This window comes from Diaphorobacter sp. B2A2W2, from assembly GCF_056730635.1.
Genome location: NZ_JBWZOR010000004.1, coordinates 121,523 through 134,495 on the forward strand (window position 1 = coordinate 121,523; position 12,973 = coordinate 134,495).

Sequence of the window (12,973 nt, forward strand, 5' to 3'; positions counted from 1 at the left end):
TTTTTACGCTGGTGGCGCGGCGCGCAGCAGGTTGGCAAGCTCCACCGCCGACTTGACCTGCATCTTGTCGAACACGCGCGCGCGGTGCACCTCCACCGTGCGCACGCTGATGTCGAGCTGATCGGCGATGAGCTTGTTGGGCAGGCCTTCGACCACCAACCGCATCACATCGCGCTCGCGGTCGGTCAGGTCGGCCAGCCGGTCCTGCAGTTCGTGGCGCGCGCGGCAGGCCTCGATGTGCCGGGCCGACAGCTCCAGCGCTGCTTGTATGCGGTCCACGAGCTGATTGTCGGAAAACGGCTTCTCGCAGAAGTCGAACGCGCCACGCTTGACCGTGGCCACGGCGGTGGGCACGTCGGCGTGGCCCGTGAGGAAGATCACCGGCATGCCCGCGGTGTCGCCGCGCTCCACCATCTTGTCGAACAGCGCCAGGCCGCTCATGCCGCCCGGCATGCGGACGTCCAGCAGCAGGCAGCAGGGCTGGCGCTGCATGAGGCCGCTGGCGGTGCGCTCGGCCAGCATGGTCTCGAACGCTTCGGCGCTGGCGAACGCCTCGCTGAGCACACGGCGCGAGCGCAGCAGCCAAGCCAGCGCCTCGCGCACCTCGGCGTCGTCGTCCACGATGTACACAGTGGCGTTGGAGGCGGGTTCCATCAGGGGTCGGCTTTCTGAAATGCGGGCAGGGTGAAAGTGAATACCGTACCACGCGGCTCACGCGCCGCATGGTCCAGAAAGCCCCCATGCTGCTCCACCACGGTGCGGCACAGGCTCAGCCCCAGGCCCATGCCCTCGACGCGCGTGGTGTAGAACGGCGTGAACAGGCGCTCGGCCACGTCCTCCGGAATGCCCATGCCCATGTCGGCCACCGAGAACTCCAGCCAGCTGTTGGACGCATTGGAGGCCGCGCGCCGCACCCGCAGATCGAGGATGCGCGGATGGATCTGCGGGTCGTCCATGGACTGCATGGCGTTGCGCGTGAGGTTCAACAGCACCTGCTCGACCATGGTGCGGTCGCACAGCGCGGGCGGCAGGCCGTCCTCGATCGACAGCACCACGCGCACGCCCAGCTTGCGCGCCTGCAGCCGGATGATGGGCAGCACCGCATCGAACAGGTCCTGCGCGGTGACCGGCTCGCGGGTCTGGTCGCGGCGCCGCACGAAGTCGTGCACGCTCTTGATCACGCGGCCCGCGCGCTCGGCCTGCGCTGCAATGCGCTGCACGCCCACGCGCACGTCCTGCAGGTCCTGGGGCGACGGCAACTCGGCGCCCGGCGCCGGCTCCAGCAGGTTCAGCGAGCCGTTGGCATAGCTGGAGATGGCCGCCAGCGGCTGGTTCAGTTCATGGCTCAGCAGCGATGCCATCTCCCCCACGGTGGCCAGGCGTGCCGTGGCCTGCAGGCGCTCCTGCGAGGTGCGCGACAGCTCCTCCACGCGCCGCTGCTCGCTCACGTCGAGAAACGAGCCCATCCACCCCGTGTGCAGGCCCTGTGCGTTGATCAACGGCGCTTCGTAGATCATGACGGGAAAGCGCGTGCCGTCCCTGCGCATGAAGGTGGATTCGTACCCTTCGCGCGGCGGGTCGAGCCGGCCCGACATGCGCACCACCTGCCGCTCCGCATATTCCTGCGCATGCTCGGGCGGCCAGTAGGGCAGCGGCGACGTCTGGCCCACCAGCTCGGAAGCGGGAAAGCCCACCATGTCGCAGAACGCCGGGTTCACATAGGTGATGCGGCCGTTGAGATCCCGCGCGCGCAGGCCCGTGACCAGCGAATCCTCCATCGCCTTGCGAAAGGCCAGCGCGTCGCCCAGGTCGCGCTCGGCGCGCAGGCGGCGCCGGTTGTCGCGCACCAGCACCACCAGCACCGACACCAGCGCGATCGACATGGCCGTGACCAGAGCCGTGAGGACGTTGGGAAACACGCTGGGCGCGGCGTGCCAGCCGTCCATGCGCAGCACCAGGGTGTTGCCCGGCAGGTCGAACAGCTGCTGCGCCGTGAACATGCGCGAGCCGCGGCGCAGCGCGCCCACCAGCGCCAGCCGCGTGCCGTCGGCCTCGGTGAACGAAACCTCCTGCGTGCGCTGCAGGCTGGGCGCCACCAAATCCTGCAGCACGGTCTGCAGCGCGTAGGTCGCCACCAGGAAGCCGCGCACGCGTCCATCCTGGATCAACGGCAGGCAGACCTCCATCATCTCGGCGCCCATGCCGTCGGGCAGGGGCTGGAAATAGCTGCTGGAGTACGACGGGCCGGTGATGCGCCGGGCGTTGGTACAGGCCAGCATGGTCTCCGAATGCGTGCCGCTGCGCGTGGTGGCGTCCCACGGCAGAGGGCGATAGGGCGACTCCGCATGTGCGCGCAGCAGCAGCTGCGTGTCGCGCCATTCGATGCGCACCAGCTCGCGGCGCGTGCTCAGCAGCTCGGCCGCGCGCGCCTCCCACGCGGCCAGGTCGGGGTCGCCCGCCTGCAGCGCCTGCAGGTTCTGCAGGTTGTGCGCGAAGGCGTTGCGGATGTCGGCTACGGCGTCGGCGGTGTCGCGTTCCAGGCGGCTCTGCACCTGGCTGGCCTCGTAGCGGCCAGCCAGCCATACCTGGGTGACCAGCATGCCCGCCACCAGCGCCACCAGCAGCGTCCACAGGGACCAGCGCCGCCACGCACCCACCCAGCGGCGCCACCGGCGGGGTACCTTGTCCTGGGGCCCGCCTTCGGGCGCCGAAGGGGGCAGCAGCGACTGCGGGCCCTGCTGCCGGCCCGCAGCACCTCTGTCCCGTCCGCCCGCCGATCCGCCGTGCTCCACGGTGCCGCCCATCAGAGCACGCAATGCTCAAGCGCCGGCAGCTGGCGGCGTACCTGGCGCAGATGCGCCGCATCCAGCGTACCCAGGACCACGCCCGCGCCCTCGGGCTGCTGGTCCAGCACGCTGCCCCAGGGGTCCACCAGCATGCTGTGGCCCCAGGTGCGCCGGCCGTTCTCGTGCGTTCCGCCCTGCGCCGGCGCCAGCACATAGGCCAGGTTCTCCACGGCGCGCGCACGCAGCAGCACCTCCCAGTGGGCCCGGCCGGTGGTGTAGGTGAAGGCGCTGGGCACCAGCAGCAGGTCGGCACCCGCGCGCGCGTGCTGGCGGTACAGCTCGGGGAAGCGCAGGTCGTAGCACACCGACAACCCCACGCGCCACACGTTGCCATCCCGCGCCGGCAGGGCAAAGCGCACGCTCTCGCGCCCCGCCTGGATCACGCGCGCCTCATCGAAGCATTCAGTGCCATTGTCGAAGCGGAACAGGTGGATCTTGTCGTAACGCGCCACGCAGTCGCCCGCGGGCGAGAACACCAGCGTGGTGTTGTGCACGCGCTCTTCGCTGTCGCACACCAGCGGCAGCGTGCCGCCCACCACCCACAGGCCCAGCTCGCGCGCCGCTTGCGCCAGAAACCGCTGGACCACGCCGTCGCCCATGGTTTCGCGCAGCGCCAGCTTGTCCGCATCGGCCAGGCCCATGGCGCAGAAATACTCGGGCAGCACCGCCAGCTCCGCGCCCGCCTGCGCGGCCTGCTCCAGCAGATCGCGCGCCTGCGCCAGGTTGGCCTGCAGCGCGACGCCCGAGACCATTTGCAAGGCTGCGACTTTCATGGTTTGTCTCCTGATGCCGGTGGAACGGTAGGGCTCGCTGCGCCTTCCGGCGCAGCGCTCTTGCGGCGCTGGATGCGCTCCACACGCGGTTCTGACCAGGTGCCGTCAATGCGGAATTCCTGCGTGGCGGCCTGGATCAGCGGGCCGCGCAGGAAAACCTGCGCGAGGAAACTGCCCAGGCCGATAACGGGGTTGATCGCCGTGGCCACGAGGGAAGCCGTCATGGCGTTGATTTCGGGCACGACCACCACGTGCAGGTCCTGCGTCTCGCGTTCGATGTCGGCGCTGCCTTCCATGAGCACGGCGGCATTCACGCCCTTCATCTGCAGATTGTTGGTGGTGGCCACACCGTTTTCGATGCGCATGTCGCCACGCACGAAGTCGAATGCGAAGCCTTCGCTGAACACGTCGCGGAAGTCCAACGCGAAGCGCCGCGGCAGGGATTGCAGGCTCAACACGCTCAGCAGCTTGGCCAGTCCCGGGTCGGCCTGGAGGAACTGGCCTGCCTCCACGTTCACGTTCATCTGGCCGCTCATGGTGCGGTAGTCGGGTGACAACGGCGAGCCCAGCCAACCCACCTGGCCCCCGATGCGTCCCTTGCCGTGGCGCACCACGCCGTCCATGCCAAAGCGTGCCAGCAAGGCGCCGGAATCGCGGATGTCCAGCTCGAAGTCCATCACCGTGCGCCGTTGCGCCTGCGCCCCGCTGCCCACCAGCGCCCAGTGGCCCTGCGAGGTCAGCACGGCCTCGGGGGCGGTCAGATTGAACTTGGACAGGCGCCACTCGCGCTGGCCGCCCTCCGTGCCGCGGTTGCGCGCCTCGATCTCGATGCGCCCCAGGCGCCGTCCGCGCAACTCGAAATCCTCCACCACGATGTCCAGCGCCGGCAGCGTGCCCGGTTCGCGCGCATCGAGCAGCGCGTTGACCTGCGTCTCGGCCATCTGCGGAATGGCCAGCCGCGCCAGCCGGGCGTGCAGCAGCCCCTGGGCCGCATCAGCACGCGGCGCGGACGCGCCGGCAGGGCGGTACTCCAGGTACCCGTCCAGCTCATCGGCATCCACGTTGGCACGCCACACGGCGCCCTGCCGCGACGCCCCCACCACCACGTCGTGCAGCGTGCGCCCATGCAGCGTGAGCGTGGCGGCACGCACGGCCAGGCTGGTGGGCAGGTAATCGGTGGTCAGCGCCTCCCCGGAGGGCGCGGGTGTCGGCACTACTGCCTGTGCCTGTGCCGACGGTGCCGAGGGTTCCTGCAACAGCGCCGTCCACGCATCCACGTCCAGCGCACCCAACACGGCGTGTGCCGCGACACCCTGGGCGGGAGGCGCGGGCATCTGCGCCGGCGGCACGCCGATGGCGAGCGCGCCGCGCAGCACGCGCGCCTGCGGCCCGTCCAGTGCGCGCTGGTAGTTGAGCCTGCCCACGTCGCCCAACTCCAGCGTCAATTCGTCCTGCAAGGGTGCGGTATCCGAGGCTGCGGCCTCGGGCGTCAAGCGGTTCTCGAAGCGCACGGGTAACGGGGCCTGCGCTGCCTTGCCCAGCGGCGCGGGCGCCGTCAGCGAAAGACCGACGAGGTCGCTGGCCACCTGCAGTTCGGCCACTCCCCGCCGCACCCCCACGGCCACCGTGTAGGCGGCGCTGCCACTGGCGCCGCGCACCAGCCGCGACACCAGGCCCAGCTGCTGTGCATCGCGCAGACCCTCGGCAGTGGCTGTGCCGCGCGCACGCACGCGCACCGAGGACTCCCCTTCCCCCGCCTGCGCCGCATTCATGCCGCCTTCCAGCCGTACCTCGCCCCCCAGGGCGCGTCCCTGCACGCCGACCAGCGTGAAACCGCTCTGGCTGAACTGCACCACGCCCCGGGCCGCGCTCACCAGGGGCGCCTCGGGCACAAAGTGCACGTCGTTGCCCGCCAGGGTGACGCTGCCGCGCACGGTGGACTGGTCGATACGGCTGATGGGCAGCGTCAGGCCCAGCTGCAGTTCGGCCACGCCGGTGGCGGCGGCCCGGTCCAGCGCCCCCTGCGTAAGCCGGGAGATGGGCGAGGCGCTCACCAGCGCCAGCATGTCGGGCAGCGGGCCGCGCACGTCGGCCCCAACTATCACTTCGGTGTGCTGCAGGTCCGCGATCTTCGCGTTCACTTTCTGCACCCGCAGCGCGGGATACCCGGCAAAGCGCCCCGTGGCGTTGCGCACTTCCATGCCCGCGCGGTCAAACACCAGCTCCCCCGACAGCGCCGTGAGAGCCGGCCAGGGCCGGTCGCCCGCGTGCAGCAGCGCCGGTGGCACGTAGCCGTACGTCACGTCCTTGACACGCGCTGCGATGTGGAATTCGCCCTCGCGCGGAACATGGCCATAGGGAAAGTCGTGCAGGTTGCCCTTCACGCGGAACTGCACCTGGCTGGCGGTCCCCGCAAGAATGGCGTCGCGCACATAGTGCCGCGACTCCGCTGGCACGGTGAGCGGCAGGTAGCGATGCACGCGCGTGCCATCGGCCCGCGACAGCGTGCCCGAAAGGTCCAGCACTCCCGGAAAGCGCGCGCGCGCAGGCGACGCCGCAGGGTCGCCCGTGTGCCAGCTCAGCCGCGCCTCGCCCTGGGCGTCCGCATTGGCAAAGCGCAGCTGGCTGGTCTGGACCGCGATGCGCTCGCCCTCGATCTGCCAGCGCACCCCCGCTTCCAGCCGCTGCACGGGCACCACGGGCTCCTCAAACACGCCGGGCAGGCGCAGCGTCCCGTCGGCCATGGCCAACTCGGCCTGCCCACCCGCCTGGGTGAGATCGAAAGACACCTGCGCACCACTGAGGCCGGCGACGGTAGGCACGGCGTCGTCCGCCGCCAGCGCCAACCCTGCGACCTTGCCGCGAACCTGGTACTTCTGCGGCTGCGCCAGCGGCCCTTGCCATTCGGCCCGCAACTGCTCCACCAGACCGCGCGGCGCATAGTCGCGCACCGCGCCGTGCACGGTGTCGCCCAGGGGCAGCCGGCTCGCGATCTGCGCCAGGGCGGCAAGGTCCAGCCGGTCTGCCTGCAGTTCGCCACGCTCTCGGCCTGCCTGGCCCTGTCCGCTGTGGCGCAGCGCCAGATTGCCGCCGGGCCAGCGCAGGCCATCGTCGGCCACGAACTGCAGATTCTGGGTGGACAGCTCAAAACCGTCGTCCAGCCAGCGACCGCCCACCCGCCCCGTCACCGTGCGCAGCGCCAGTGGGCGCAGGTTCTTGCCCAGGGTAGCGTTGACCTCGTCGAGTGCCATGTCCACCGTGCCGCCGCCGATCTGGCCGCGCTGCACATCCACCCACGCGCGCACGGCGCCCCGGCCCTGCGCGACCTGCAGCCCCTCCAGATCGGCGTGCCGGTGCAGGCGCGACACGTCCACGCGCGGGAAGTGGGCGAACAGCTCACCGCTCCAGCGCTGCCAGTCGCCGCTGTGTGTGGACAGCAGCGGCTGGCGGAACTGGCCGCGCAAGGTAAATGGTGCGCCCCATTCGGCGGGCGGCGTGGCGTCCAGGCGCACCTGGTGGCGGCGCGCGCTGTTGCGCAGCACCACGCTCACCTCGGTGAGCGCCAGCGGCTCGGCGCTACGCTGCTCGTCGGTCCAGCGCAGCGTGCCGCCGCGGATCGCCACCTCGGCCTGGGAGAACAGCCAGTCGGCCGCCGCACTGTCGCCCTCGGCGCTGTCGCGGAAGGCCAGGCCCGCGATAACGATGCGCCCGTCGCGCTCACGGCGCATGTCCAGCTCGGGGCCTTCGATATAGATCTGCTCGAACCCAAAGCGCAGCAGCGAGCGCGGCGACAGCGCCACCACCACGCGCGGCAGGCGCAGCGCCTCGCGCCCCTGGGCGTCCAGCAGGGCCACGTCCTTCAGCTCCACCGAGGGGATCAGCCCTTCGCTGCGCGCGCTGATGGAATGGATGCGCACAGGTACCCCCAGTGCGCGTTGGGCCTGCTGTTCCAGCTGCGGACGGAAGTCGCCGATACGCGGCACAATCCAGCCATGCAGCCCCCCCCAGGCGGCCGCCAGCAGCAACCAGAAGGTCACCAAGGCGACCAATCCCCATCGCGCACAGCCCGCCACGAGTTTGAGAAGGCGGGAGGGATGGGGAGGAGACTCTGTCATGGCGGGCGAAACGATGGCAGGAATTATGACCCGCACATCCCCTGAGGGTTCAGCACCCCACGGTGTCGTTATGTACGGCCGCGCCCCGGCGTGGCCCGCGAGCGCACCGAGCAGCCCTTGCCATGCAGATGCCTTCGACTGATCCCGTGACCGCCGGCAGCCCGCCGTCGGAATACTCGCGCTTCCACCAGCGCCTGCACCGCCGCTACCAGGCCGAGCTGGCGCTGCTGCCCCCGGGCGTGCCCACCCGCGAGACCATGGCCCAGGCCTGCGACGCCCTGCTGGCGCGCGGCCACGACCTGGGCGCGGCGCTGCGCATCCTGCGCCAACTGGTGATGGAGCGGCTGATCACGCTGGACTGCGACCAGGCCGCACCGCTGTCCGACATCACCCTGGCCGTGACCCGGCTGGCAGAGTTGGCACTGGACCGTGCCTGCCGGCACGCCCGCGCCGAGCTGGACACCCGCCACGGCGCGCCGCTGGGGCCCCAGGGCCAGCCCGTGCAGCTGTGGATCGTAGGCATGGGCAAGCTCGGCGCGCGCGAGCTGAACGTCTCCAGCGACATCGACCTGATCTACGTCTACGAACACGAGGGCGAAACCGCCGGCCAGCCCGACGGGCGCGGCAAGCTCTCCAACCACGAATACTTTGCCCGCGCGGTCAAGGCCATCTACAGCCTGGTGGGCGACACCACCGAGCACGGATTCGTGTTCCGCGTGGACCTGGCCCTGCGCCCGCACGGCAACTCGGGGCCACCGGCCGTGTCGCTGGCGTCGCTGGAGGAATACCTGCTGGTGCATGGCCGCGAATGGGAACGCTTTGCCTGGCTCAAGAGCCGCGTGGTGGCGCCGCTGGACTGCCTGGGCATGCCGAACGTGCAGGCGCTGCGCGGCGTGGTGCTGCCCTTCGTCTTCCGCCGCTACCTGGACTACAGCGTGTTCGACGCACTGCGTTCGCTGCACCGCCAGATCCGCGACCATGCCGCCAAGCGCAGCGCCGGCCACCCCGAGCGCGCCAACGACGTGAAGCTTTCGCGCGGCGGCATCCGCGAGATCGAGTTCACCGTGCAACTGCTGCAGGTGGTGCGCGGCGGCCAGTTCCCCGAACTGCGCTGCCGTCCCACGCTGGAGGCCCTGGAACGCCTGGCGCGCGCCGGCCTCATGCCGCAGGAGACGGCCGAGCAGCTGGCGGCCGCCTATACCTTCCTGCGCCGCGTGGAGCACCGCATCCAGTACCTGGACGACCAGCAGACCCATGTGCTGCCCACGCGCGACGATGATCTGGCCTGGATCGCACGCACCCTGGGCCTGAACTGCTGCGACTTCCTGCGCGCGCTGGACGCGCACCGCGAACTGGTGGCCCAGGAGTTCGACATCCTGCTCGGCGGCACGGGCCACAAGCAATGCAGCAATGGCGGATGCGGCGGCCCGCGCGCCGCAGCGGCTGCGTCGCCCGCCCCCGACCTGGAGGCGCTGCTGGAGCAACTGCCCGCCAAGGTGCGCGAGCGCGTGGCCGAGTGGCGCACCCATCCGCGCGTGCAGGGCCTGCGCGATGAGGCGCGCGCGCGGCTGTTTCGCATCGTGCAACGCACCGGGCGCTGGCTGGCCGAGGGCCAGGTCAACGAGGACGCCGCCGTGCGCCTGGTGGGCTGGCTGGAGCCACTGCTGCGCCGCGAGAGCTACCTGGCGCTGCTGCTGGAGCGCCCCTCGGTGCACGAGCATCTGCTGCACCTGCTGGGCGCGGCCAGGTGGCCCGCGCGCTACATGCTGCAGCACCCCGGGGTGATCGACGAGCTGGCGGGCGACGCCCTGCTGTCCGAGCGCTTCGTGCCCGCCGACTTCGAACGCGAACTGGGGCTGCGCCTGGCCGCGCTGCAGTCCACGGGCGAAGACGACGACGAGAACCTGCTCGACCTGCTGCGCCGTGCCCACCATGCCGAGACCTTCCGCACGCTGGCGCGCGACGTGGAGCGGCGCATCACCGTGGAGCAGGTGGCGGACGACCTGTCCGCGCTGGCCGACAGCGTGCTGCGCGTCACGGCCGAGTGGTGCTGGGGCCGGCTGCGCAACCGCCACCGTGAGCAGCCGCAGTTCGCCGTCATTGGCTACGGCAAGCTGGGGGGCAAGGAACTGGGCTACGGCAGCGACCTGGACATCGTCTTCGTGTTCGACGACGACGACGAGCGTGCCCCCGAGGTCTACGCCGCCTTCGTGCGCAAGCTCATCAACTGGCTCACCGTGAAAACCGGCGAGGGCGACCTGTTCGAGATCGACACCGCCCTGCGGCCCAACGGCAATTCGGGCCTGCTGGTGACCAGCTTTCAGGCCTATGCCGACTACCAGCAGCAGCGCGGCAGCAACACCGCCTGGACCTGGGAGCACCAGGCCATGACACGCGCGCGTTTCGTGATGGGCAGCGAAGGCCTGCACGCACGCTTCGACGCCGTGCGCCAGGCCGTGATCACCGCGCCGCGGGATGCCGCCGCGCTGCGCAGCGAGATCGTCGCCATGCGCGAGCGCGTGCGCAGCGCCCACCCGGCGCCTGCGGACCAGTTCGACGTGAAGCACAGCCCCGGCGGCATGGTGGATGCCGAGTTCGCCGTGCAGTACCTGGTGCTGGCGCACTCCGCGGCGCACCCCGAGCTGCAGGGCAACGTGGGCAACATCGCGCTGCTGCAGCGCGCCGAGGCCGCCGGCCTGTTGCCTGCAGGCGTAGGCCGCGCCGCCGCCGACGCCTACCGCACGCTGCGCCACGTGCAGCACCGCGCGCGGCTCAACGAAGAGCCCACCCGCGTGCCGCCCGAGACGCTAGCCGCCGAGCAAGGCGCCGTGCGCGCGCTGTGGCGCGCCGTGTTCGGCTGAGTGGGCTACGGCAGTTAGCTATATTTTTCATAGCTATTATCGCTTATCCATAAAGCGCTAGAGGCAGTTTTGATACATGGAATTTCCATTCGTGCGCAGATGTAGCGTCCCGTAAAAATCAAACAAACGTTTGATTCATCGTGGTCTAATGCGCCGCGATGACGACGTCCGCCCCCCTCTCGCCCCCCCGCCCCGGCGCCACCGGCGACAGCCCGCCGCCGGCGCGCACCCGGCTGCTGATGGCGGCGCTCAAACTGTTTTCCGAACAGGGCTACGCCAAGACCTCGATCCGCGCGATCGCCGCCGAGGCCCAGGTCAACGTGGCCTCGGTGAGCTACTACTTCGGCGACAAGGCCGCGCTGTACGCGGCGCTGTTTTCCGCGCCCTTCGGCTCGCTGCAATCGCTGGTGCCCGACTTCATGCGCCCCGGCCTGTCCCTGCGCGCCGCGCTGCACTGCTTCTACCAGGGCGCGCTGGGGCCGCTGCACGACGGCGAGATGGCACGCCAGGTGGTGCGGCTGCACATCCGTGAAATGCTGGAGCCCACGGCGCAGTGGCAGATCGAGCTGGAAAAAGACGTGCGCGCACCCAACGAGGCCATGGCCGCGCTGCTGTGCCGGCACCTGGGGCTGCCGCAGGCCGACGACGACCTGCACCGCCTCACGCTCACCGTCACCGGACTGGCCTTTCAGCTGTGGAGCCACCAGGAAGTGGTGTGCGCCATGCAGCCACAGCTGCTCGCATCCCCGGCGGCCGTGGACCAGTGGGCGGAACGCCTGGCCGACTACGCCATGGCCATGGTGGCCACCGAGCGGCGCCGGCGTACGCGCGCTCAGCCTGCCACCCCTTCGGCCCCGGCCTCGCCCTCTCCTTCGACCTCTTCCCCCCCCCGCCGGCGCACAGCCCGCAGGTCTACCGCACCATGAAGCGCCCCGTCCTCCAGCGCCTTGCGCTTTCCACCCTGCCCCTGGCACTGGCCGCCTGCGCCGTGCAACGCCCGCCCGCGGCCGTGCAGGCACCCGCACCCGCCGCCTGGCACGCACCGCTGCCCCACCAAGGCAGCGTGGCCAATCTGGCCGGCTGGTGGCAGCGCCACAGCGACCCGCTGCTGGGCGCGCTGATCGTGGACGCACAGGCCCTCAGTCCCACGGTGGCCGAGGCCGGCGCCCGTCTGGCACAGGCCCGCGCGCAGCAGACGGCCGCACGCGCGGCGCTGCTGCCCAGCCTGGACGCGCAGGCCAGCGCCAGCCGCGGCTTCAACGAGCAGGTGCGCGGCGTGGCCACCACCGCGCAGGCGGGGCTGCAGGCCGGCTGGGAGATCGACCTGTTCGGCCGCAACGCCGCCGTGGCGGACGCCGCGCGCGAGCGCCTGGCCGGTGCGCAGGCGCAGTGGCACGAGGCCCGCGTTTCCGTGGCGGCCGAGACGGCTCTGCAGTACAGCAATTGGCACCACTGCGCGCGCCAGTTGCAAGTGGCGCAGGCGGATGCACGCTCGCGCGGTGAAACGGCCCGCCTCACGCGCGAAAGCGAACGCGCGGGCTTCACCGCCCCCGCCACTGCCGCGCTGGCCACGGCCAGCCAGGCCGACAGCGCGGTGCGCGCCGAGCAGCAGCGCCTGCAGTGCGAGGTGATCGTCAAGACACTGGTGGCCCTCACCGGGCGCGACGAGCCCCTGCTGCGCACGCAGCTGGCTGCCGCGCCGCCGCTGCACCCGCCCGAGCAGCTGTTCAGCATCGACGGCCTGCCCGCGCAGACGCTGGCGCAGCGGCCCGACGTGTACGCCGCCGAGCGCGAGGTGGCGGCCGCCAGTGCCGAGGTGGGCGACGCCCAGGCGCAGCGCTACCCGCGCCTCACGCTCAGCGGCACCATTGGCCGCGGGTTGGTGCGCACCGCGGGGGTGCAAGCCACCAGCAACACCTGGTCCATCGGCCCGCTGGCCGTCACGCTGCCGCTGTTCGACGGCGGTCGCCGCGCCGCTCAGGTGGATGCCGCCCGTGCGCGCTACGACAGCGCCGCGCAGGCCTACCGCGCGCAGGTGCGCCAGGCCGTGAGCGAGGTGGAGCAGGCCCTGGCGCGGCTGGACAGCACCGCGCGCCGCAGCACCGACGCCCGGCGCGCCGCCGAGGACTACCGCCGCTCCTTCATCGCCACGCAGGAACGCTGGCGCGCTGGCCTGGCGAGCCTGGTGGAACTGGAGGATGCCCGCCGCACCGCCCTCGCCTCGGACACCGCCGTGGTCGCGCTGGAGCAAGAGCGCATGGCCGCCTGGGTGGCGCTGTACCGCGCGGCCGGCGGCGGCTGGACGCCCGAGGTCGACGCGCCAGCGGCCCAGACCTCCACGCAGGCGACCACCACCCCCCCTTCTTCTTCGCACTAAA

7 protein-coding genes are annotated in these 12,973 nt (G+C 71.1%); 3 read left to right on the forward strand and 4 right to left on the reverse strand.

Going from position 1 to position 12,973, the window contains the following annotated elements; translation table 11 throughout:
• Window positions 1–3: 3 nt before the first annotated feature.
• Genes AC1PPL_RS09245 through AC1PPL_RS09260 form a run of 4 tightly spaced genes read right to left on the reverse strand, consistent with a single transcriptional unit; the run spans window position 4 to window position 7,734 of the window.
• Complete coding sequence (locus tag AC1PPL_RS09245; RefSeq protein ID WP_011807098.1) at window positions 4–654, reverse strand: response regulator transcription factor; 651 nt, start codon at window positions 652–654, stop codon at window positions 4–6.
• Window positions 654–2,804, reverse strand: a complete 2,151-nt coding sequence (locus AC1PPL_RS09250) for a two-component system sensor histidine kinase NtrB (protein WP_479973122.1) — start codon at window positions 2,802–2,804, stop codon at window positions 654–656. Before AC1PPL_RS09250 ends, AC1PPL_RS09245 begins: the two co-directional genes overlap by 1 nt.
• The gene (locus AC1PPL_RS09255) at window positions 2,804–3,619 is read right to left on the reverse strand and encodes a carbon-nitrogen hydrolase family protein (protein ID WP_287927015.1); all 816 of its coding nucleotides are present in this window, start codon (window positions 3,617–3,619) and stop codon (window positions 2,804–2,806) included. Before AC1PPL_RS09255 ends, AC1PPL_RS09250 begins: the two co-directional genes overlap by 1 nt.
• Window positions 3,616–7,734 (reverse strand): YhdP family protein, encoded by a 4,119-nt coding sequence (locus AC1PPL_RS09260; protein WP_479973123.1) that lies wholly within the window; start codon window positions 7,732–7,734, stop codon window positions 3,616–3,618. Before AC1PPL_RS09260 ends, AC1PPL_RS09255 begins: the two co-directional genes overlap by 4 nt.
• 122 nt (window positions 7,735–7,856) lie before the next feature.
• On the opposite strand from AC1PPL_RS09260, the gene glnE reads away from it, so the two are divergent.
• The 3 genes from glnE to AC1PPL_RS09275 all read left to right on the forward strand — a co-directional run bounded on the left by glnE (window position 7,857) and on the right by AC1PPL_RS09275 (window position 12,972).
• Window positions 7,857–10,595 carry a bifunctional [glutamate--ammonia ligase]-adenylyl-L-tyrosine phosphorylase/[glutamate--ammonia-ligase] adenylyltransferase gene (glnE, locus tag AC1PPL_RS09265; RefSeq protein WP_424297154.1) on the forward strand — a complete coding sequence of 913 codons (2,739 nt, stop codon included), beginning with the start codon at window positions 7,857–7,859 and terminating at the stop codon, window positions 10,593–10,595.
• Between the two features lie 158 nt (window positions 10,596–10,753).
• On the forward strand, window positions 10,754–11,521 hold the full coding sequence (locus AC1PPL_RS09270) for a CerR family C-terminal domain-containing protein (protein ID WP_479973124.1): 768 nt from the start codon (window positions 10,754–10,756) through the stop codon (window positions 11,519–11,521).
• Window positions 11,518–12,972 (forward strand): efflux transporter outer membrane subunit, encoded by a 1,455-nt coding sequence (locus AC1PPL_RS09275; RefSeq protein WP_479973125.1) that lies wholly within the window; start codon window positions 11,518–11,520, stop codon window positions 12,970–12,972. The genes AC1PPL_RS09270 and AC1PPL_RS09275 overlap by 4 nt, the downstream gene beginning before the upstream one ends.
• The last annotated feature ends 1 nt before the right edge of the window (window position 12,973 follow it).